Origin of the sequence: Hyalangium sp., assembly GCF_035629615.1 — a bacterium.
GTDB lineage: Bacteria > Myxococcota > Myxococcia > Myxococcales > Myxococcaceae > Hyalangium.
Genome location: NZ_DASPHO010000439.1, coordinates 1 through 20,975, shown reverse-complemented (window position 1 = coordinate 20,975; position 20,975 = coordinate 1). Strand labels below are relative to the sequence as shown.

18 protein-coding genes and 1 pseudogene are annotated in these 20,975 nt (G+C 68.7%); 13 read left to right on the top strand and 6 right to left on the bottom strand.

What is annotated here, in order from left to right:
• The 5 genes from VD972_RS22500 to VD972_RS22480 all read right to left on the bottom strand — a co-directional run.
• Positions 1-880, bottom strand: an 880-nt coding sequence (locus VD972_RS22500) for an ABC transporter permease (RefSeq protein ID WP_324990234.1), incomplete at its 3' end; no start/stop codon positions are given.
• 302 nt (positions 881-1,182) lie between these two features.
• Complete coding sequence (locus VD972_RS22495; protein ID WP_324990232.1) at positions 1,183-2,241, bottom strand: hypothetical protein; 1,059 nt, start codon at positions 2,239-2,241, stop codon at positions 1,183-1,185.
• A 91-nt stretch (positions 2,242-2,332) separates the two neighbouring features.
• Positions 2,333-3,661, bottom strand: coding sequence for an SLC13 family permease (locus tag VD972_RS22490; RefSeq protein ID WP_324990231.1), 1,329 nt, complete (start codon positions 3,659-3,661; stop codon positions 2,333-2,335).
• A complete protein-coding gene (locus VD972_RS22485) occupies positions 3,658-4,302 on the bottom strand; it encodes a hypothetical protein (protein ID WP_324990229.1) in 645 nt (214 codons plus the stop codon). The genes VD972_RS22490 and VD972_RS22485 overlap by 4 nt, the downstream gene beginning before the upstream one ends.
• Complete coding sequence (locus VD972_RS22480) at positions 4,299-4,760, bottom strand: hypothetical protein (RefSeq protein ID WP_324990227.1); 462 nt, start codon at positions 4,758-4,760, stop codon at positions 4,299-4,301. The genes VD972_RS22485 and VD972_RS22480 overlap by 4 nt, the downstream gene beginning before the upstream one ends.
• 150 nt (positions 4,761-4,910) lie before the next feature.
• On the opposite strand from VD972_RS22480, the gene VD972_RS22475 reads away from it, so the two are divergent.
• From VD972_RS22475 to VD972_RS22425, 11 genes are all read left to right on the top strand, one after another.
• Positions 4,911-5,927, top strand: a complete 1,017-nt coding sequence (locus tag VD972_RS22475) for an aldo/keto reductase (RefSeq protein ID WP_324990226.1) — start codon at positions 4,911-4,913, stop codon at positions 5,925-5,927.
• A 97-nt stretch (positions 5,928-6,024) separates the two neighbouring features.
• Complete coding sequence (locus tag VD972_RS22470; protein ID WP_324990224.1) at positions 6,025-6,570, top strand: pyridoxamine 5'-phosphate oxidase family protein; 546 nt, start codon at positions 6,025-6,027, stop codon at positions 6,568-6,570.
• A gap of 269 nt (positions 6,571-6,839) precedes the next feature.
• Positions 6,840-8,177 carry an inositol-3-phosphate synthase gene (locus VD972_RS22465; RefSeq protein WP_324990222.1) on the top strand — a complete coding sequence of 446 codons (1,338 nt, stop codon included), beginning with the start codon at positions 6,840-6,842 and terminating at the stop codon, positions 8,175-8,177.
• Positions 8,155-9,087, top strand: coding sequence for a phosphatase PAP2 family protein (locus VD972_RS22460; RefSeq protein ID WP_324990219.1), 933 nt, complete (start codon positions 8,155-8,157; stop codon positions 9,085-9,087). The genes VD972_RS22465 and VD972_RS22460 overlap by 23 nt, the downstream gene beginning before the upstream one ends.
• On the top strand, positions 9,080-10,321 hold the full coding sequence (locus VD972_RS22455; protein WP_324990217.1) for a GtrA family protein: 1,242 nt from the start codon (positions 9,080-9,082) through the stop codon (positions 10,319-10,321). The genes VD972_RS22460 and VD972_RS22455 overlap by 8 nt, the downstream gene beginning before the upstream one ends.
• On the top strand, positions 10,311-11,291 hold the full coding sequence (locus VD972_RS22450; protein ID WP_324990215.1) for a hypothetical protein: 981 nt from the start codon (positions 10,311-10,313) through the stop codon (positions 11,289-11,291). The genes VD972_RS22455 and VD972_RS22450 overlap by 11 nt, the downstream gene beginning before the upstream one ends.
• Before the next feature lie 36 nt (positions 11,292-11,327).
• On the top strand, positions 11,328-11,948 hold the full coding sequence (locus VD972_RS22445) for a protein-tyrosine phosphatase family protein (RefSeq protein ID WP_324990213.1): 621 nt from the start codon (positions 11,328-11,330) through the stop codon (positions 11,946-11,948).
• 68 nt (positions 11,949-12,016) lie between these two features.
• The gene (locus VD972_RS22440; RefSeq protein WP_324990211.1) at positions 12,017-12,685 is read left to right on the top strand and encodes a sterol desaturase family protein; all 669 of its coding nucleotides are present in this window, start codon (positions 12,017-12,019) and stop codon (positions 12,683-12,685) included.
• 103 nt (positions 12,686-12,788) lie between these two features.
• Entirely contained in the window at positions 12,789-13,634 is an 846-nt protein-coding gene (locus VD972_RS22435; protein WP_324990210.1) for a hypothetical protein, read from the top strand.
• Positions 13,635-13,653: 19 nt separating this feature from the next.
• Positions 13,654-14,340, top strand: a complete 687-nt coding sequence (locus VD972_RS22430; protein ID WP_324990209.1) for a hypothetical protein — start codon at positions 13,654-13,656, stop codon at positions 14,338-14,340.
• Between the two features lie 29 nt (positions 14,341-14,369).
• Positions 14,370-16,025 carry an alkaline phosphatase D family protein gene (locus tag VD972_RS22425; protein WP_324990207.1) on the top strand — a complete coding sequence of 552 codons (1,656 nt, stop codon included), beginning with the start codon at positions 14,370-14,372 and terminating at the stop codon, positions 16,023-16,025.
• A gap of 141 nt (positions 16,026-16,166) precedes the next feature.
• Here VD972_RS22425 and VD972_RS22420 read toward each other — a convergent pair whose 3' ends face one another.
• Positions 16,167-17,159 (bottom strand): alkaline phosphatase family protein, encoded by a 993-nt coding sequence (locus tag VD972_RS22420; protein WP_324990206.1) that lies wholly within the window; start codon positions 17,157-17,159, stop codon positions 16,167-16,169.
• Between the two features lie 49 nt (positions 17,160-17,208).
• On the opposite strand from VD972_RS22420, the gene VD972_RS22415 reads away from it, so the two are divergent.
• Both VD972_RS22415 and VD972_RS22410 read left to right on the top strand, forming a co-directional pair.
• Positions 17,209-20,661 (top strand): alpha-2-macroglobulin family protein, encoded by a 3,453-nt coding sequence (locus VD972_RS22415; RefSeq protein ID WP_324990204.1) that lies wholly within the window; start codon positions 17,209-17,211, stop codon positions 20,659-20,661.
• A gap of 116 nt (positions 20,662-20,777) precedes the next feature.
• A pseudogene (locus VD972_RS22410) lies at positions 20,778-20,975 on the top strand (hypothetical protein); the annotation flags it as partial.

The window sequence follows — 20,975 nt, the reverse complement described above, 5'->3', positions numbered from 1 at the left end:
TCGCGACGTTGGCGCATGCAATGAGGAGCACGAAGGCGGCAGCACCCCACAGCGCGAACACCATCGTGCGCGCGCTCCCGGTCACGTCCTCCTGCCAGGACAGCGCGTGCACGCCATGGGCCGGCTCAGCGGCCGCACCTGTCTCCTCCTCGCTGCGCAGCAGAGCGCTGCGGCGGCCGGCGGCAAGGCGCGCAGCCTCCACCGACACCCCCGGCTTCAGCCGAGCGAGCACCTTCAGGTGGTGCTGGCCCTGCGCCTCCAGGGACGTGTTCAGCTCGAAGGGCAGCCAGACTTCGATCTCGCGGGAGGAGTCGCCCAGCGCGAAGCCCGGAGGGAGCACCCCCGCAATGCGCACCGCGGCGCCATCCAGCCAGAGCGTCTGGTCCGCCGCCGACTCCACGCTCGCGAACAACCGCGTGGCCAGCCCGTGCGAGATGAGCGCCGTGGGGGCCGCGCCAGCGTGTGCATCCTCGGGCGAGAGCGAGCGGCCCGCGGCGGGCATCACGCCCACGACGGAGAGAAAGTTGGGGGTGACTCGCGCCGCCAGGAGCCGCTCGGGCAGCTCGCCTCCGGTGCGGTTGACGTAGGTGTAATGGAAGCCCACCACCCCACGGAAGGCCTCTGTCTCCTCTCCCCATGCCGCCACCTCGGGCTGAGAGGGGCTCCCGATGCCCTGCTCGGGCTGGTTGCAGTACAGCCGCACCAGCTCTCCGCTCTGAGGGAAGGGCAGCGGGCGCAGCACCAGCGCGTGCACCATGCTGAAGATGACGGTGTTCGCCCCCAGCGCCAGCCCCAGGGTGAGCACCACGGCCAGGGTGAAGCCCGGAGTGCGGCGCAGGCCGCGCCAGGCGAACCGCGTCTCTCTGAGGAATGTTTCCATGGCTGCTGCGGCCTCCGCCGGCAAACCTGTCCGTCCCACCGTCAGCCCAGACGTGGAGGGGAGAAGGCACCGGGGAGACTATCAAGCAGGTTCCGCGCCAACCCAGGGGAGAGCTCCGCATATGCCCGCGGGCGGAAGAAAGGCTGAGGGCTGGCGGGGCGGGGACTGTCCGAAGCTGGGACGCAGTGTCCCGAAGGCGGACATATCTCTCGGATGCGCGGGGCAGCGGCTGCCGAGCGGAGTCCTACCTGCCGGTCTGGTCGCTCATCGAGTGTGTACCCCTGACTCAAGGGTGGGCGGGCTCATGGCTGCTCCGAGGTGGGCTGGCGAGGCGAATCAAAGGAGGCGATCACGCAACGGTCTTCATGCTCGTAGCCGAACCCATTGCATGGAGGCTTGTGACTCAGGACAGCCCAACATGCCCCCAGCGCCGCTATCTCTCCTGTGGGATGACATGGGGGCTTCCGCTGCCCAGAAGCAGGCTTCTTCGGCAGAGGTGCAGCGAACACGACGTGAAGGCTGCCGCGCGGAAAATCCTCCACGGACAGCAGCGTCTCCTCCCCCACGCCAGCGTCAGGCGTTTCGATAGGCGGAACGTGCCACTCCTCGGGGCTCGCAATCCAGGGTTCTGGCTCGGGAGGGTACGGCCTGCGCAGTTCGGCGGCAACCGCCACGATGAGCCCGCTCACCACAGCGGTGATGGCCGAGGAGAGCCATGCGGGGAGGGTGATGCGGATGGCGCGGCGCTTGGGCACAGTCGAGGGACGCGTGCTGCGGGAGCGACTTGAACTCAAGGAGAAGCGCGGCGCCCCCTGCTCGGTGGGGGCAACTGCCGACGTGGGGAGAATGGGCCTGTCCGCCTCAGGCCCGGCCTGCCTTGCGGAGCGCTCCATGGCCGTGGCGATCTCCGTCGCGCTACCCCGAGACACCCTGTCCTCGGAGAGCAGGCGCAGGAGGATGATCTCCAGTTCCAGTGTCACCGTGGCGAGCTCGCGCGGGCGCAACAGCTTGCGGGGCTCGGCGTCCTCCGTAACGGAAGGAAGGGAGGTGCCCGTCACCAGCCGGTAGGCCGTCACCCCGAGGGCGTACATGTCATCCGAGGGGCACGCCTGCCAGCGGGCCTCGGTGTTCCTCCGGAAGCGCCACATGAAGCGCAGCAGCTCCGGGGCGCGGTAAGGAGTGGTGCCAGGAGGTGCAGGGGTGTCCGTGAGGGGGCGAGCGCCAGGAAACCAGCCTGAGCCGAAGTCCACCACCACCCCGTAGCTGCCCGAGTCGATGCGCTCGAGCAGGAGCCACGAGCCCACCGTTGAGCCAAGAGCGGGGACATGAGGATCAATGAAGGTCACCAGGGCATCGCTCAAGCTTTCTCCTCCGGAAGAGGCTGGGAGCTGAGCGAACCCTACCGCATAGGTGACCTGGCACCAACCCACTCTCTTGGGTCGTGCCGGGCGTTTACAAGGAGGCCCAGGTGCCCCAGGCCAGGGCCACACACTGGATGACGCAGAAGCTCATCAGCCCCGCGGGGAGGAACTCCAGGAAGCCGAAGCGGATGACGGCTCCGTCAGGGTCGCGCAGATCCGCGCGCTCGGTGAGGGCCTGCGCGAGCGGCCCGGCGGTGGCCGCCGTCAGGAAGAGCGAGCTGCCCGCGCACACCGACAGCGCCAGCCCCACGTAGACGGCCTCGGGTGGGTGCTGCACTGCGAGCCGCTCGGCCACCTCGAGCAACGCAGCCATGCTCGGCCCGGCGGAGAAGAGGCCGGTGAGCAGCCCCGCGGCTACCAGGAAGACGCAGAGCTGCGCCAGCGGAGGGATGGGCAGGCCCTGGAGCCAGCTCGCCACATGGGTGAAGAGCCCGCTGCGCTTTACCGCCCCCACCATCACGAAGAGCGACAGCAGGAAGAACGTCGCCTCCACGTCCACGTGGGCGCGGATGATCCGCTCCCCCAACGTGCCCACCATGACCAGGGCACCCGCGGCTCCGAGCCACGCCACCAGATCCGCTGTCACTCCGCTCTCCAGCGGCACCACCACCCACGCTATCAGCATGACGCCGAGCCACCCGGCTGCCGGCAGGAGCTTGCCCTTCTCCACCCGCACGTTGCGGTACAGCGCGCCCATGGTGGCCAGCGTCAGCCGGGCCGAGATGGGGTGCTGCTGGAGTTGCCGCTCCGGCCGCACCCCCATCATCACCAGCACCAGCAGCACAATGAGGGCTACGAGCGTGGTGGGCAGCGCGCGCACCAGGTACATCTCGAAGCTCATGGCACCGCGTCCCAGCAGGAGGATTGCGGGGAAGTCTCCAATGGGCGTGGCCGCGCCTCCGAGGTTGCAGGCCACGAGCACCAGGGCCAGCGTCCACGAGACGTAGCGCTGCCGCACACCCAGCAGCTTGAAGAGGATGAGGAGGATGGGCAGCACCAGCAGCAGCGCGGTGAGGTTGTTCACCAGCCCGCTCACCACGTACATGCCCACGGCGAACAGGACCAGCACCCGGCGTGGCTGGGCCTGGCTCCAGCGCGTGGCCCACACCGCGAGCACGCCGAACACGCGGGACTCGACGAACAGCTGCGTCAGCAGGCCCAGGCTCACGAGGATGACGATGACATCCCAGGGCACGTCCGCCAGCAGCTGCGGGGCGGTGGCCGTCCCCAGCAACGCTGAGGCGAGCGCCGCAAGGGCCGCTCCCGTCGTCACCACCACGAGCCGCCGCGAGGGCAGAGCCGCCTGGAGCAGCAAGCTCGCCAGGAGGATGAAAGCGAGGAGGGCCTCGGGTGCGCTCATGCTTGGAACAGGTGGGTGAAGGAGGCCGCGTCGACTTCGACGAGCCACCGGGGGTAGACGAACATGGGGGCGGGAAGGACGTCCCAGGCCATCAGTGCGCGGAACTGCGTACGCACGTCTTCGCCCGTGGCGCGCACCCAGGCGGGCAGCACGTTGGCGGAGTGGCCTCCCACCCCATAGGCGAACGTCAGCAGCACGCTCCGGGGCCCAGCCCAGGCCTGAAAGCTCTCCAGGTTGACGGGCTCCACCCGCCCACCGTAGTTGGACAGCACCCGCTCCCAGTCCACGTCGAAGGGGGAGTGACACAGGAGCGCGCACCGGGTGTCAGGGGGAAGGCGGGCCACCAGCACATCCAGGAAGAAGGCCTCCAGCCCCACCACCACCAGGCCGGCGCTGCCCTCGACCGCGGCCAGGAGGCGCGAAGGATCGGTGTTGAGCGCCCGAGCCCCCGCAAGCCACTGCGCGGCCACTGCATCCAGCACCGGGAACGGGCGGCCCAGCGCATCGCGCAGCGCCCCCACCCCGGCGTCACCCGCCTCGCGCGCGACATTCTCGACGAACAGCCACGCCGCGCAGGCCATCCCCAGCTCCCCGGCCGCCACGGTGAAGGACTGCTCGAGCCCCTCGGGCAGCGCCGTCACGTGCGCCCTCCTCGCTCGAGCCGGGAGAGGATCTCCGTGAGGAGCGTCACCATGGCCACGTTTGACAGGGCGTGCTGTGGGGGCCCGTCCGTGAGGCAGTCCACCATGGCCTCGAACGGGCGAGAGCCTCGCGGCGCGAGCTGCTCGAGCGGCTGCGAGGGCAGCCTCAAGGGGTAGCTCTTCGGCTCGGAAGCCTTGGCCAGGTGGGGTGGCAGCCTCATGGGCACCTCGATCGGCTCGCCCATGGGAGCAGGCACGGAGTCCAGGGGGGGCAGGTGCTCGAGCACGCGTCCCAGCAGGGTGAGCAGCACGTAGTTCGCCCCACGGTGATGGGCGGGGCCCTCCCCGAGCATGCAGCGCACCACGAAGGCGCGGTCCTGTGCATCCGGGAGCCATGGAGCCAGCAGCGCCTCGACTCGCTCAGGCTCGATGAAGCTGGAGATGGCGGAGGAGGGCACGTGTCGTTCGTGTGGAGGGCGAGGCGGCATGGTGGATTCCACGAGAGGGCGAGGGCCTAGTCCAGGCTACTCGGAATCTAATGTTTCGAGCGAACCCTTGAAGCAGTCTGGGGGGGGAGTTCGTCGGCCAGAGAAGGTACGCTGTCGCCCATGGATGACGAGCGCAACCACGACGGACGGATCCAGCGCGGAAGCACGGACGACGCCTCAGAGCGCTCGAGGCTCTCTCGCCGGGAAGTCCTCGCCGCGGGGCTCGGGAGCACGCTCCTGCTGGGCGCCGGCCCTTCACAGGGCCCTGCACAGAGAGCCCCCGCCCAGACCCCCGCACCCGCTGAGAAACGCACCATGCTCACCCGCCCCATCCCTCGCACGGGCGAGCAGCTCCCCGTCATCGGTCTCGGCACGTGGCAGACGTTCAACGTGGGCAAAGACGCGAAGGAGCGGGCCCCGCTGCGCGACGTGCTCAAGCGCTTCCTCGAGCGGGGCGGCCGCGTCATCGACTCCTCGCCCATGTATGATCGCGCGGAGCTGGTGGTGGGCGATCTGCTGGAAGAGCTCGGCCAGGCCCGCACGCCCTTCCTCGCCTCAAAAGTCTGGACCATGGGCCGCGCCGAAGGCGAGCAGCAGATGCGCACCTCCATCCAGCGCATGGGCCGCGGGCGCATGGACCTGATGCAGGTGCACAACCTGGTGGACGTAAAAACCCACCTGGCCACCCTGCGCGAGTGGCAGGAGTCCGGGCGCATCCGCTACATCGGCGTCACGCACTACCAGCCCTCCTCCTTCGAGACGCTGGAGAAGCTCATCCGCCAAGAGGCGATCGACTTCGTGCAGCTGCCCTACTCCATCGTCCAGCGGGAGGCGGACACGCGGCTGCTGCCCGCCTGTGCGGATCAGGGCGTGGCTGTGCTGGTGATGAGCCCCTTCGAGCAGGGCGGGCTCTTCCAGAAAGTCCGCGGCAAGCCGCTGCCCGGGTGGGCCGCTGAATTCGACTGCGCCAGCTGGGCCCAGTTCTTCCTCAAGTTCATCCTCGGGCACCCCGCCGTCACCTGCCCCATCCCCGCTACCAGCAACCCCAAGCACCTCGACGACAACCTCAAGGCCGGCTTCGGCCGCCTGCCGGACGAGAAGACACGGGCCAAGATGGTGAAGCACCTGAGCCTCTGAGTGCTCGCCCGCCCGGCAGACGCCCGGGAGAGCGCCCTCCACCCGCCAGGTGTCCTCCCCGCGCACCGCTGCATACCCTCACCGCGGGAGGCACTGCATGGCCAAGAAGAAGGCGGAGAAGACGGACGAGGCACGCAAGGATCCCATCATCCACCTGGGAGAGCTCATCCAGGGCATCAAGGTGGCGATGATGACGACGATCGAAGCGGACGGCAGCCTGCGCAGCCGCCCCATGTGGACGCACAACCGGGACTTCGATGGAGAGCTGTGGTTCTTCACCCGCGAGCACTCGGCCAAGGTGGACGAGGTGGAGCATGACCACCACGTGAACCTCTCCTACGCCGAGCCCTCCAAGGACTGCTACGTCTCCGTCAGCGGCCGCTGCCGCCTGGTGCTCGACAAGGAGAAGGCCCGTGAGCTGTGGAACCCCACCCTCAAGGCCTGGTTCCCCAACGGCCTGGAGGATCCCGAGCTAGCGCTGCTGTGCGTCAAGGTAGAGAAGGCCGAGTACTGGGACACGCCCAACGGCCGCATGGTGCAGCTGCTCGGCTTCGTGAAGGCCGCGCTCACGGGTGAGGTGTACACGCCTGGGGAGAACGAGAAGGTTCAGGTGGGCACGGACGCGGGCCTCTCGGTGCACTGAGGCCCCCATCCAGGGGCCCTACCTTCCCGCACCCACCCGGCGCAGCCCGCCCGGTGGGTGCGTCCTTTTCGACACCTCGGTTTTACTCAAGGGAGCAAGCGTGCTGGCTTCTTCATCGGCAGCCGCCCTGGCGGCAATTCCGCGAAATCGTGGTAACGGAGCGGCGTTGAACTTCAAAACGCTTTAGAGTATCAACCATCCGCATCCGAGAGTTTCCCCGTGAGGGGACAGCGCCGGGCCGGGGCCTGCATCTCGAAGGAAGCCTACACATGACTACGAAGGCAAGGGCTGTCTCCAAGCCCGAGGGGAAGCTCGCGGTGTTGCTGCCGGGGCTCGGTGCAGTCTCCACCACGCTGATCGCCGGTGTCGAGCTGGTGAAGCAGGGCAAGGGCCTACCGGTGGGTTCTCTCACCCAGATGGGCACCGCCCGCCTCGGCAAGCGCACCGAGGGGCGCACCGTGCGGATCCAGGATCTCGTTCCCATAGCGAACCTCAATGACGTCGTCTTTGGCGCCTGGGACATCATCAGCGAGAACGCGGCGCAGGTGGCCGAGCGCTCGGACGTGCTGAGCAAGGAGCACCAGGCGCTGGTGCGGCCCGCGCTGGAGAAGATCGTCCCGAAGAAGGGCGTGCACAACCCCGAGTTCGTGCGCCGCATCGCCGCCAACCACATCAAGGACACCCAGACGCACCGCGCCAGCATCGAGGCGCTGCGCCAGGACATCCGCGACTTCAAGAAGGAGCTGGGCGCCAAGCGCGCGGTGATGATCGTCACCGCCTCGGTGGAGACGTACACGGGCTCCCCGGTGGCCACGCACTCGCTGGCGGCGCTGGAGAAGGCGCTGGACGCGAATGACGCGTCCATCAACCCCACGCTGCTGTACGCGTACGCGGCGCTGAAGGAGGGCGTGCCCTTCGCCAACGCCACGCCGAACACCTCGGTGGACACCCCCGCGCTGCAGGAGCTGGCGCGCAAGGAGGGCGTGCCGGTGGCGGGCAGGGACTTGAAGAGCGGCCAGACGATGATGAAGACGGTCATCGCCCCGGCGCTGAAGGCGCGCCTGCTGGGCCTGCAGGGTTGGTTCTCCACCAACATCCTGGGCAACCGCGACGGCGAGGTGCTGGATGATCCGCAGGCCTTCAAGGCCAAGGAAGTGACGAAGGCGGGCGTGCTGGACACCATCCTCCAGCCCGAGCTGTACCCGGACCTGTACGGGAAGGTGACCCACAAGGTCTCCATCCACTACTACCCGCCGCGCGGCGACGCGAAGGAGGGCTGGGACAACATCGATATCTTCGGCTGGCTGGGCTACCCCATGCAGCTGAAGATCAACTTCCTGTGCCGGGACTCCATCCTGGCCGCGCCGCTGGTGCTGGACATCGCCCTGTTCCTGGACCTGGCCAAGCGGCTGGAGTGGAAGGGCATCCAGGAGTGGATGTCCTTCTACTTCAAGAGCCCCATGGCGCAGGAGGGCCTGCAGCCCGAGCACGATCTGTTCATCCAGACCACCAAGCTGAAGAACACGCTGCGCGCCGTCGCCGGCGAAGAGCCCATCACCCACCTCGGCCTCGACTACTACGGGGATGACCTCCCTCTCGCCCGATAAGACCGGGTCGAAGGGGTTCTCGTGGCTCATCACCCTTGCGGGGGTGAGCCACCTGCTCTTCGTCACCGTGATGGGGAAGCTGCGGTGGGAGCACGCCGCGGCGGACCTGCTGCTCGTGGGGCTGGCCTGGGCCGGCCCCGCGCCGCGGCGCTTTTTGCGGGGCGGCTTCCCCATCTGGCTCTGCGGCATGCTGCTGGACAACCAGTGGCTGTGGCTGGGCCTGCGCGGGCAGATCCACACCGGGGATCTCTGGGAGCTGGAGCGCATGCTCTTCCCCGCCCCGGGTGGCACCACCTGGCCGGCCTGGTTCGAGACACGCACCCACGCGGTGCTCGACTTCTTCTGCGGCTTCTCCTACGCGGCCTACCTCTACGAGGTGTTCGCCCTGGCGCTGCTGTTCTTCTTCCGCAAGAGCCCTCGCTTCGAGATCATGTGCTGGGCCTTCCTGCTGATGAACGCCATGGGGGTGGTGACCTACGTCGTCTACCCCGCGGCGCCGCCCTGGTACGTGATGCAGTATGGCCCCGGTCCCGCGGACCTCACGGCCGCACCGAGCCCCGCCGGCACCTCGCGCTTCGACGCGCTGCTGGGCATCCGCTACTTCGCCAACTTCTACGCTCGCAACCCCAACGTCTTCGGCGCCATGCCCTCGCTGCATGTCGCCTACCCTGTCCTGGTGACATGGCAGGCGTGGCGGATGGGCTGGGCCTGGCGCGTGGGCACCGCGGGCTTCGCGGCGCTGGTCGCTTTCTCTGCGATCTATCTGCAGCACCATTACATCTTGGACGTCGTGGCGGGCCTGGTGGCTGCCCTGGTTGCTTGTGCGGTCGTGGAGTACGCCGTTGCCCGGCGTGAATCTCTGGCCGCCGCACCCGTCCCCCTCATGCCCGAAGGAGACAGTCGTGCTTGACACCCTCATGGCCTGGATCGTGGGAGATCTCTCCCCATCCGCCCGCATCTGGACGGCGCTGGCTCCAGCACTGCTGGCGTGCGCCTACTTCATCCTCGGGCTGCTGCTGTTCCTGGTGCGCTGCGCCATCAAGGGCGTGCCTCAGGACGAGGAGACGCTGAACCGTGGCAGCACGGTGCTGGTGGGCATGTTCCTGCGGCACTACTTCTTCTGGGTCATCCAGCCGCTGTGGAAGGTGCTCTACCGCTCGGGGCTGCCGGCCAACGCGCTCTCCATGCTGTCGGGGCTCTTGGGCGTGTCCTCGGGCGTGGCGGTGGCGGCCGGGCGCTTCACGCTGGGCGGCTGGCTCTTCCTGGCGGCCGGCATCCTGGACGTGATGGACGGGCGCATCGCCCGCATCCGCAAGGAGGCCAACCCGGCCGGCGCGGCGCTGGACTCGGTGCTGGACCGGTACGTGGACTCGGCCATGCTCATGGGCCTGGCCTGGTACTACCGGGACAACTGGGTGCTGCTGCCGGTGCTGGTGGCCTTCCTGGGCACCTCGCTGGTGCCGTACGTGCGCGCCCGCGGCGAGGGCCTGGGCATCAACATCCGCGGCGGGGCCATGCAGCGGCTGGAGCGGGTGCTCTTCCTGGGCGTGGGCGTGGCGCTCTCGCCCATCTTCGAGGCCATCTGGTTCCCCGAGCAGAAGCACCCCATGCACTGGCTGGCGGTGGTGGGCATCGTCTTCGTGGCCGTCCTGAGCAACGTGACGGCGCTCTCGCGGTTCCGGGCGCTCGTGAATGCGCTGGCGCCGCCTCCTCCCCCGAACCGGAAGCGCTCGGGGCTGGCCATTCTGGGCTTCAACGCGGTGGCGGGAGCCGTCGCCACGGGCGTGGACTTCGTGTCGGTGCTGGGCATGGTGGAGAAGCTGAGCTTCTCGCCCGTCGCCGCCACGGCGCTGGGGTGCGTGCTGGGGGGAGTGGTGAACTACTCCATGAACCGGCTCATCACCTTCCGCAGCCAGGGCGCGGTGGCGCCGCAGATGGCTCGCTACACGCTGGTGAGCGCCACCAGCGCGCTGCTCAACGCAGGGGGCGTGGCGCTGCTCACCCTGCACCCGCAATTGGCGTACACGCTGGGATGGTGGTTGGCTCGCGGGGCGGTGTACTTCGCGTGGAACCTCCCCCTCCAGCGGGACTACGTCTTCAATGACCCGCCGGAGGCCCTCCTGGAGCGGCCTCATGCAGCATGAGAGACTGTCACTGCTGACGCTGCTGGCCGTGCTCACCCTGCCCTCGCTGGCGGGGGCGAGCGCGGCGCTGGAGCCGTTGCCCTCCTCGAATGACAACTACGGGGAGAGCTTCACCTTCATGGTGGACCTGGAGGACGGCACCTTCGTCTTCACCCAGTTCTCCATCACCAACCTGGGGCCGGGCTCGCGCCACGGCATCTGCCGGGCCACGGTGGTGCGCCCGGGCCAGAAGACGTGGGCGCCGCAGGTGAAGGTGGACTCGGACGAGTGGGGCTACGACGCGGCCACCTCCACACTCAAGATGGGGCCCTGCACGCTGCACGCGGGCTCGGGCACCTTCATCTCCCTGCCGCTGGACAACGGGCTGCTGAACATCACCTTCAGCGATGCGCCCGCTCCCAAGTCGCCGCCAGGCTCGGAGGTGATCGTCGGCAACGCGCGCTACCGCCACGAGGTGCTGCTGCCCTTCAGCGCGGCGAAGGTGAGCCTGCGGATGCCCAAGTCCAATGCGCTGCTGGAGCTGTCCGGCAAGGGCTATGGGGACCACTCGCACTCCACCGTGGCCCCGGCGAAGCTGGCGCGCAGCTGGGTGCGCTTCCGGGCGCTCCGGGACACTCCCAACCTGCTGCTGCTGGCGCGCGAGGGCTTCGATGGGGGCTTCAGCCCCGCCTACCTCTGGCCCGCCGGGGGAGAGCCGCAGGGGCTGGAGCGCTTCTCGCTGCGCCGCCAGGAAGGGGACTCCAAGAAGGCCGGCTGGGAGGCGGACCTGAACGGCGCGGGAGGCACGCTCTTGCTGCGCTCCACCTCGCTGCTGCTGCGCAACGCGCCAGTGCAGGATCTCGGGTTGCTGGGCAGCCTGGTGAGGCCGGTGGTGGGCTCGCCTGTGACGTACCTCATGCGGGCGGTGCTGCAGCGCCCGGGGCAGCCGGATGTGAAGGGCCTGATGGAAGTCACGCTGGATGAGGGGTGAGGTGAGGGGTATGCCCGCCATGTCCCGGGGTGTGCCATGAGCGTCTCGCTGCTGCGCGAGGTGCACCATGTTCCGGGCCTGCGCGGGTGGGTGCGAAAGCAGGTGCTGCGCTCGGTGGCGCGCGTGGTGGAGTGGACGACGAAGCTGCCGGGGCGCGGAATGAACGTCTCCCAGGTGAACGAGTGGCTGTGGGTGGGCGGCTCGGTGGTGCGCTCGCAGTACGCGGCGCTGGCGGCGCTGGGCATCACCGCGGTTATCGATCTGCGCGCCGAGCGCTGTGACGACGCGGCGGCGCTGGCGGCGCTGGGGCTCGAACTGCTGCACCTGCCGGTGACGGACCGGTACCCTCCCTCCGTGGAGCAGCTGATGAAGGGCGTGGAGTGGGCCGTGCCGCGGCTGAAGGCCGGAGGCCGGCTCTATGCGCACTGCGAGCACGGCGTGGGGCGAGGGCCGCTGATGGGGCTGGCGGTGATGGTGGCGCAAGGCGCAGCGGTGACGGAGGCCTACCGCGCGCTCCGTCAGGCGCGCTGGCAGGCCACGCTGAATGACCGGCAGCTGGGTGGGCTCGCGGACTTCAACGCGGCCTGGGCGGCGAGGAAGGGACAGGAGAGCTCCCCCTCTGGACGAACCATTTCCCCGAGTGCCACGGGTACGTGAAGAGACACTTCCCCTGGACAAAGGACTAGCAGCGTCCCGCCAGTTCCCTGCTAAAGAGGTCGTGCGCTATGAGCCGTCCCTACCTCCGCCATCAATCCGGCCGCATGTTCGAGAACGACTTTCTCGAGGCGTGCTCGAGGATCCACCCTTCGACGCCGTTCCTCTTCTACATCCCGCTGACGCTGGGCTTCTTCGCCTGGTCGCTCTACGGGGGGAAGACGACGCTGGGGTACAGCGCACTCTTCGTGCCGCTGGGCCTGCTGACGTGGATCGGCATGGAGTACAGCCTCCACCGCTACTTCTTCCACTGGGAGGGCAACAGCCCGTTCACCCGGCGGTTGCATGACATCACCCACGGCTACCACCACAAGTACCCGGATGATGCACAGCGCCTGGTGATGCCGCTGGGCGCGAGCATCCCGCTGGCCCTCATCATCGGCGGACTGCTGTGGCTGGTGGGCCAGCCGGTGGCGACGATCCCGTACTTCCTGGGCATCGTCTGGGGCTACCTGGCCTACGACTTCATCCACTGGTCCACGCACCACCGCACGCCCCGCACGGCGTGGGGCAAGGCGCTGCGCTCGCACCACATGGCGCACCACTTCGCCACGACGGACCGCAACTTCGGCATCAGCAACATGTGGGTGGACGTCCTGGTGGGCAGCGGGGGCCGGCGCACCCGGCGCACCGAGAACCCCGAGCCGGGTGAGAGCCCTGGCTCCGGCGTGACCGAGTAACCGCCGCGGTAGAGGGGGAAGGAAACAGGTATACTCGGCTCGGCGGCCGGGCCTGATCCATCTTCCACCCTCCGGCGAGGGCGGTCTTGAATCAGGGGTTTCGATGAGACACCTCCTCGTGGTGCGCTCCTTCCTCTCCGTCCTCACCTGCTCGCTGCTGTGCGCCTGCGCCACCCCCCAGGGCGCCTCGTCCGATGAGGACGAGGGTGCGCTGGAGGCCTTCCTGGACTCCGAGCCCTCGGGCCTCGTGTGCGATGGGACTCGCCTCGTGGGTGCCACCTCCTTCTCGGAGACCTGCGTTCCCACGGAGAAGACACCGCGTCCTCCCGTGGCCGGGCTCGAGTCGTTGCCCGAGCCGCTGCGTGAGTGCGTGCTCACGAGCCTGCCGGTGGAGATGGGCGGCGGAGACAGCACCGCCTGCACGCAGGGCGCGGCGCAGGTGCTCCAGGGACGGCTGCGCCAGCTGGGCTGGCTGGAGGCGGCGGTCTCCCCCGCGATGGGTGACTCCCGCTCCTCCGAGGCCTGGCTCTCCGTCCAGCTCCGGAGCCGCTACCAGCTGGGCGTGCTTCGGGTGGAGCGGAGCGAAGGGGACGCGCGCGTGGATTCCGAGCGGATCCTCGTGAAGGCGCGCGCGGCCGCACCCGAGGGCTCTTGGTACACCTCGGGCGCCCTGGCGGACATCCACGCGCGCGTCTTCCAGATGAAGAAGTTCCACTCGGTGCGGGTCTACGCGGGTGAGCCTGACTTCCGGAACAAGATCGTCCCCGTGATCATCGATGTCTGGGAGAAGCCCCAGAAGCCGCGCAAGGTGAAGGTGCGAAGACCGGAGCAGGCAAGACACATGGAGCAATGCCCGCGGCGCGACGCCATCTGCATCAACGGCCAGGACTGCTCCTATGACAGCCAGAGGCGCTGCACCGTCTGCTTCTGCCGGCCCCACTTCCGATGAACAGGACGAGCCCCCACGCATGACCCGCACCCTGCTGCTGCTCTCCGTCAGCCTCTTTCTGGCATCCTGTGCCAGCTCTCCCAAGCCCGAGCAGGCCTGGTGGCAGAGCCTCGACGACGCGGGGGCTCCGGTGGAGGACGTCTCCCAGTCCTGCCGAGGCGTCCGGTCGAGCAACGAGCTCGATCGCCTCGCGAGCTGCTGGCCCCCGGAGGCGCCCCTGCTCTCTCCCATGGATGTCGCCGGGCTCGAGGAGATGCGCGTCGAGCTCCGTGAGTGCGTGCTCGCGGGCCTGCCGGCGCCCGTGGCCCAAGGAGAGAACCGCGCCCGGTGCCATCAGGGGCTGGCGGAGGTGCTGGATCAGCGGCTCTACCAGCTCGGATGGCTCAAGGCCCACGTGACGTCCCAGGAGGACATGGGCGCGGGTGCCCCCTCTCCCCGGGCCCAGCTCGCGGTGCGCCTTGGGCAGCGCTACCGGATTGGCCAGCTCTTCGTCGCCACGGGCCCGAGCCAGCGCGTGGACTCCAAGCGCATCATCAAGAAGGCCCAGAAGGCGATCCCCAAGCCCCGCTGGTGCACCCTGGCGGCGCTGGAGGAGATCCACACGCGCGTCTTCGACAACTCGAAGTTCCAGCAGGTCCAGGTCGCGCTGGGAGACCCGGACGACTCCGCGGCGCGGGTTCCCGTCATCATCAGCATTCAGGAATAGGAGGGAGGCGGGCTAGTCTCCCGCTTCCCATGGCCTTCCACTTCGACCGGAACTGTCGGCTGTTGGGTCCATTCATCGGCCATACCACCGAGACCGAGACCCGCATCTGGCTGCACGTGGCGGACCTGAGCCCCGGCGAGCGACGCACGATCCACGTTACGATCCACCCGGGCCGTCCCAACACCCTGGCCGTGCAGCGGCTGCAGCTCGTCGTCTCCGAGGCGGACTGTGGCGTGGGCGTGATCACCGTCTCGGGGCTGGAGCCGGACACCCACTACGTCTACAAGCTGTCGTGGGATGAGTCGGGGCTCGCGCCGCTCGACCTCCAGGGCCTGACGCCCGAGGACACGTGCTTCCGTACCCTGCCCCGCGGCGGCTTCGATCAGCAGCTCGATTTCCTGGTGATGAGCTGCCACAACCCGGAGACAGCGGTCCGCGACCGTGCGAACGGCTTCGCCGTCTGGGCGCAGATGCCGGACATCATCGCGCACAACAAGAACGTCCGGTTTGCCCTGCTCATCGGGGATCAGATCTACGCGGACGATGTCGAGCGCAAGGCGCTCCGGGAGGAAGATCCCCTCAAGCGCGTGAAGCTGTACCTGGGCATCTATCGCAAGTACTGGAGCGATCCGCGCTACCGCCGCGTGCTCTGCCAGCTGCCGGCCTACCTGATGTGGGACGACCACGACATCACGGATGGCTGGGGCTCGCGGGAGGACTCCTTCGAGGGCGAGCAGTCGGATGTCATCAAGGCGTCGTGGAAGGGGCTGTTCATGTCGGCGCGAACGGCCTTCCAGCACATGCAGGCCTCGCGCAACCCACCGCCGCTGTCGCCGGGGTTCCAGGAGGGCTTCGACACGTGCTTCCGCGTGGGGCGTGCGGGCTTCGTGCTGCCGGATCTGCGCAGCCACCGCAACGTGCGCCAGGGGCGCATCTGGACGGAGGCCCAGCTCGCCGCGGTGGAGCGGTGGGTGGCCTCGGAGCGCGAGAACCTGGACGTGCTCTTCTTCTGCAGCAGCGTCGTGTTCTCCCACGGGCACCATGGTCTGGAGGCGCTGATGCGGAGCGGCTGGCCCTACGTGCTCCAGGCCGTCTCGTGGATGGGCTCCATCCGCTACGCGGGCCTGCGGAGCATGGCGAGCAGCTTCCACAAGAACATCGGCGATCTGCGGGATGACCTGAACGACAGCTGGGGCGCCGAGCCGAACCAGCGTCAGGCGGATCAGCTGCTGGGCTTCCTCTTCGGCCTGCAGAACCCGCCTCCGGGTCAGCGGCCGCTGAGCGTGGTGGTGCTTGCGGGAGACATCCACACGCCTGGGTACTCGACGCTGTACTCGTCGGATCCAGCGCATGCGGCGCGCCCCTCCATTCCCCACGTGGTGGCGTCTCCAGTCTCCTACCAGCCCTTCAGCTGGATGGCGGAGGCGGTGTACCGGCGTCTCACGCGCATGGTGACGCTGGGCGAGCGCGGCGTGTACAGCGCTCAGGTGAGCCACCACTTCTCTCAGCGCAACGTGGTGGTGGCCTCGCTGCGCAACGTCACCGCGCACGAGTGGCACCTGAAGGTGAAGTTCTACCTGGAGAGCTACCCGGAGCCGCGCATCCTGCTGTTCGATCTGCACCGCGGCTCGGGCCGTGAGGACATCCCATGGCTCCACGCGCACGAGCCCAGCCTGCTGGGCTGACCGTCTCCATCGAGCCGAGGCGCGTCCCTCAAAGCAGGAGGGTGCTGACGGAAACATGCTCGAGGTCGTCGTGCGGGAGCAGGACAGCGCCGCTGGAGTCAGCGCTTCCCTCGCATGGAAGAAGGTGGCCGACCTTCCCCGTCAGGGAGCGGGCGTGAGAGGCGCCCCGATCAGGTCAGGGTACTTCGACCCTGTCGCGATGAGCCCCTCGTGGTTCAGGAGCTCCAGGGCTGCCTGCTGGAAGGCGCGCTCGTTGGGAGCCTTGGGCTGTCGCTTCATCGAGGACATGGGAGGACACGCCCGTAGCGCGCAGGTGGGAATGGGCCGGAGGGCCGGCGCGTCGGCGAGCGCTTCGGACACGCTCCGGATGCCCTGTTCCTGGTTCCGCCGATGCGTGACCGAGGCCGAGTAGCCCTCCGGGCCTGACCCGAACTTCTCCGCGAGCAGCTGCAGGATCGACGTGTGGTCGAGGTGGCCGTGGAAGACGCTCCCCGGCTTCACCCAGGGGGAGATGAGCAGCCCAGGAACCCGCGGCCCGGTCGTCGTGAACCGCTCCGAATACTTCGCCCGCGGAGGCACGAGGTTGTCGATGGGCAGCGGCGGCACATGATCGAAGAAGCCGCCGTGCTCGTCGTAGGTGAGGATGAAGAGCGTCCGCGCCCACTTCTCCGGGTTGCTCGTGAGCGCCGTGTACACCCGGTGCAGGAAGCTCTCCCCATCGCAGACGCGTCCGAGCGGATGGTTGCAGTTGGGCGGCGCGTCCGACCAGAAGTAGTCGAAGTAGCGCGGCTCGATGAAGAGGACCTCCGGTGCCTGGTCCGCGGGCTCGTGTTGGATGTCGTGCGCGAGCTCGCTGATGGGGCGGTACTTCATCCCCACCAGCTCCTTGAACCTCCCGAACAGCAGGAAGAAGGGCGGCCCGTCATGGTAGACGCGCCACCGGACCCTCCGCTGGGTGTTGTCCAGCCAGTCAAAGAGGTGATCCTGGTGCTCAATGAGCCGCGCCTCCGTGTCATCGATCAGCGTGGTTCCCGTGAAGGCCATGCAGCGGTTGGGCTGCGTGTCCGTCCCAGCGCAGGGTGACTTCGTCGCCAGGGCAGGCGAAGGTGCCCCGGTTTGTGACCCGTCCCCCACCGGCAGGCAGGCTCCTTGTGTATTCTCGGGACTTCTCCCGGAGCCTCCGATGCCTGCCTCCTTGCGCCACTCCTTCTGTACCCTGTCCTTTGACTCCAATACCCGCCGCGACGGGTTCGCCGACTGGGTGGTGGGCCAGGCGTTTGCCTTCCACGTGGGTAAGTCGGCGGCGCCAGCGCAGCAGGTAATCTTCCTGGGCAGCCCAGGCACCCTCGGCCAGGCGGACAACCCGGTGAAGATCCAGCCGGAGGGCTTCGGCTTCCCCGAGCTCGTGGCGGTCATCACCGACAAGATGCTGTACCGCGAAGGCGACGACACGGTGCGGGCGGTGGTGTACGCGCCCCGGGCCAGCGGCGCGGTGTCGCTGCGGATCCAGCTCAACGGGGCGGAGCTGACGAAAGTCCAGGTGGACCTGGATGAGAACGGCCTAGGCCTGTTCGAGCTGAGAGACCCTGTGGCCGGCTCCTACTCTGTGGAGCTGGGAGCCTCGAAGGCTTCCTTCACCGTCGCGGCCTACAAGCTCGCGCCGCTGACGGGCCGGCTGGATCAGGTGCGCATCGAGGGCAGCCGGGGCTCGGAGACGCTGCACTTCTCCGCGCTGCTGGAGACCTATGGGGCTCCGCTGGTCGGCTCGGTGAAGGTGACGCTGGTGGACCTGGGCAGCAACCCGCCCGCCCACAAGGCCGCCTTGACGCTGGAGGCCGATGCCGCGGGGCGGCTCGAGGGCTCGGTCGCGCTCTCCGGAGCGGGCCCCTTCGCGCTGCAGGTGCAGGCCACCCGCGATGCGCTGAAGACGGCCACCCTGCCCCTCCCCGGCTCGCGCCAGGAGGAGCGCGAGGAGGTGGAGCTCTCCGCGTGGGGCACTCGGACGGTGGCCCGACTGGTTCCCTTCCAGGATGCAACCGAGCGGCGAGGGCTGTGGATCGGCTCCGGCGGCGAGAACAAGAGCACCCCCCTCCAGCTGATCGAGGAGGCCGGAAAGGCCCGGGTGCGCTTCCGGGCCGACGTCGAGGCCTGGCGCGTGGTGGTGGTGGATGTGCACCGGGGCTCCTTCCAGGAGCTGTCCGGCGGACCCACCGATGCAGGCACGACGCTGGACCTCCCCGGGGCCGGCACCTGGTCGCTGGTGCTCGCGGGCCTCTCTTACCTGGGCCAGTCCTGGGAAGGGAGGGCCGCCATCGTCCTTCCTGGGAAGCAGGTGCAGGTGAAGGTCCCCAAGGTCGCGGGCCCCGGTGAAGAGGTGGAGGTGGTGCTTCAGGGCTCCCCGGGTGCCAGCGCCTTCGTGCTCGTCAAGGACCAGCGGCTGCAGGTGGCTGACACGCCCCAGTCCGCGACCGCGGCGTCTTTGCGCCGGCAGCTCGAGCATGGACTGAAGAGCGTCACCAACAGTTCCTACCAGCGGACGCTGGATCACCTGCTCCCGCGGCCCCTCCCACCCATGCCGGCACCGGGGATGGCCATGCCGATGGGAGCGGCGGCAGGGATTCCGATGCCCAGGGCTGTCCCAAGCCCGATGAGGATGCCCAGCGCGCCGATGGCCTCGATGCAGGTGGATCGCGCGTCCCTCCGCACCCGAGAGGCGGCCCCGGCGAAAGAGCAGGAGCAGAAACCGGCGGAGGGACCGGTCCGGAGCTCCTTCCCGGACGTGATGCTGGCACGGGTGGTGCGGCTGGACGGAGCAGGCAAGGCGACGGTCCCGGTGAAGCTGGGAGATGGGATGGGCTCCCTGGCCGTGGAGGTCTTCTCGGTGACGCGCGAGGACTGGGCGGTGGCCAGCGCGGAGCTCCTGGTGACGAAGGAGGTCTTCGGCGAGCTGGTGCTGCCCCGCTTCGTGGCCGCGGGAGACCACGCCGAGGGCGTGCTGCACGTCCGGGTGGCCTCGGGCGAGGCCACGGTCACCGTCCGGCGAGAGGGCAAGCCCGTGCAGCTGTTCTGCACCAATGAGAGCGGCGAGCAGCTGACCCTCACCGCACCCGGCCAGGTGGTGCGCTTCCCCGCCCAGGCCGGCCGCTACCAGGCCGAGGTCCGCGGAGAGACGCTCGTGGATCGCGCCGAGGGCAAGGTGGAGGAGCCCGGGAAGCTGATCTGGCTGCAGCAGGCGCTCCGGATGCTGGCGCCCGGTGAGCGCGTGGACCTGGATCAGGAGCCGGGAGGCCTGGCCCTCAAGGTCCTGCCCTCCCTGGATCAGACTTTTGATCGGATGGTCGGGGGCCTGCGCTCCTACGCGCACGCCTGCTGTGAGCAGACGAGCGCCGTGCTGCTGGCGGCCACGGCTGCGTGGCTGACGGCCAAGGACGATGACACGAAGCGCTCGGCGGCGGCTCACATGCGGGCCTGCATCGCCCGCGAGGAGTCCATGTATCTGCCCGGGAAGGGCTTCAAGGGCTGGCCGGAGTATCCACCCCAGGTCTTCACGTACTCCCCCGGAGCCACCCTCAACCTGCTGCAGATGGACATGGTGAAGGCCTTCCCCATGGACAAGGAGCTGGAGAAGTCCGTGGACCGCTGCCTGGAGATGGCGCGGGATGCGGCCAAGGCCCATGGCATCGATCCCTCCCCCGCGTCGCCCAAGTCGGCGCGGGAGGCCTATGGCCGCTTCTCGAAGTTCGTCCAGGACCGCGAGCGCATGGCGGCCTTCATCCGGGAGCGCATCGAGCCGTGGGAGAAGCAGCTCAAGGCCATCCTCAAGTTCGAGCTGCCGGCGATGTCCTCGGAGACGTACCACCGCACGCCGGCGATGATCCGCGCCGAGACGGCCTTCGGGGCGGCGGCCCTGATCGAAGCCGGGGGAGAGCACCTGCCCCACGGGCTGAACCTGGCCAACACCGTGCTGGGAGCCATCCAGGAGAACGGCAACCTCTACTCCACGCTGGACTCGGTGGCCGCCATCACCCTGCTGGCGGCCCTGCGCAACGCCCGGGTGGTGGTGGGGCCCCAGGGGAGGATGCGCGTGGACGGGCAGGAGACGACGCTCGCCGAGGCCGTCTCCCGCACGGGCCTCCGCCAGGTGGAGGCCGTGGAGGGCCATGTCCAGGTGCAAGTCAACCGCCTGGTGGAAGAGGACTACACGGCGATGGACGAGGGCGTGAAGGCCAAGGTGGCCCTGCTGCGCAACGGCCGCGCGGCCGACACCCTGGCTCCGGGCGACTCGGTGGAGCTGGTCATCACCTTGGAGAGCGGCTACCAGGCCGGGGATCTCGTCCACGTCTTCCTGCCGGATGCGCTCTCCTGGGTGCATGGAGGCGGGCAGGTGAAGCGCTTCTCCCTGGACCTCAAGGGCCAGAGCGAGCTCCGCGTCCCCCTGGCCGCCACCGGCCTGACGCTGGACAGCAGCGGAGGCCCGGGCCGCCAGCACTTCGCCGTCTGCATCCGCAACATGTACGACGAGAAGCGAGGCAAGGGCTTCGGCCAGCTCGCCGTGTCCGTCCACCGGCCCACGGCCACCGGGCCTGGCGGTTTGGCGCAGCGCGTCTTGAAGGGGCTCAAGGACCTGGTCGGTTAGCCCTGCTGATCCTTTTTCTTAAAAAATCAGCATGGGGAGGCAACTCCCTACCCCGTCCTACGACAATGTAAGAAACAGCGCCGGCCCGCGGTGCTCCTACATAAGAGACTTTCCCCATGACTACGACCTCTTCCACGCGCGCCACCACCCCCCGTCCTCCCCCGCCGGTCCGCCGTGAGCCTGCCGCTGCGCAGCGCCCGAACGCCGAGACCCGCCAGCCGCGAGTGGACACCCAGGCGCAGGGGCAGGTGGACAAGCCGACGCAGAACCTCCTGAACGGCCAGTCCTCGTTCGAGGCCGGTGGCGCCCGGGCC

Coding starts and splice junctions, on each gene's coding strand:
- VD972_RS22490 (WP_324990231.1), bottom strand. CDS start 3,661: ATGAGCGCACCCGAGGCCCTCCTCGCTTTCATCCTCCTGGCGAGCTTG.
- VD972_RS22415 (WP_324990204.1), top strand. CDS start 17,209: ATGCCTGCCTCCTTGCGCCACTCCTTCTGTACCCTGTCCTTTGACTCC.
- VD972_RS22470 (WP_324990224.1), top strand. CDS start 6,025: ATGGCCAAGAAGAAGGCGGAGAAGACGGACGAGGCACGCAAGGATCCC.
- VD972_RS22460 (WP_324990219.1), top strand. CDS start 8,155: ATGACCTCCCTCTCGCCCGATAAGACCGGGTCGAAGGGGTTCTCGTGG.
- VD972_RS22445 (WP_324990213.1), top strand. CDS start 11,328: ATGAGCGTCTCGCTGCTGCGCGAGGTGCACCATGTTCCGGGCCTGCGC.
- VD972_RS22440 (WP_324990211.1), top strand. CDS start 12,017: ATGAGCCGTCCCTACCTCCGCCATCAATCCGGCCGCATGTTCGAGAAC.
- VD972_RS22425 (WP_324990207.1), top strand. CDS start 14,370: ATGGCCTTCCACTTCGACCGGAACTGTCGGCTGTTGGGTCCATTCATC.
- VD972_RS22435 (WP_324990210.1), top strand. CDS start 12,789: ATGAGACACCTCCTCGTGGTGCGCTCCTTCCTCTCCGTCCTCACCTGC.
- VD972_RS22465 (WP_324990222.1), top strand. CDS start 6,840: ATGACTACGAAGGCAAGGGCTGTCTCCAAGCCCGAGGGGAAGCTCGCG.
- VD972_RS22430 (WP_324990209.1), top strand. CDS start 13,654: ATGACCCGCACCCTGCTGCTGCTCTCCGTCAGCCTCTTTCTGGCATCC.
- VD972_RS22450 (WP_324990215.1), top strand. CDS start 10,311: ATGCAGCATGAGAGACTGTCACTGCTGACGCTGCTGGCCGTGCTCACC.
- VD972_RS22475 (WP_324990226.1), top strand. CDS start 4,911: ATGGATGACGAGCGCAACCACGACGGACGGATCCAGCGCGGAAGCACG.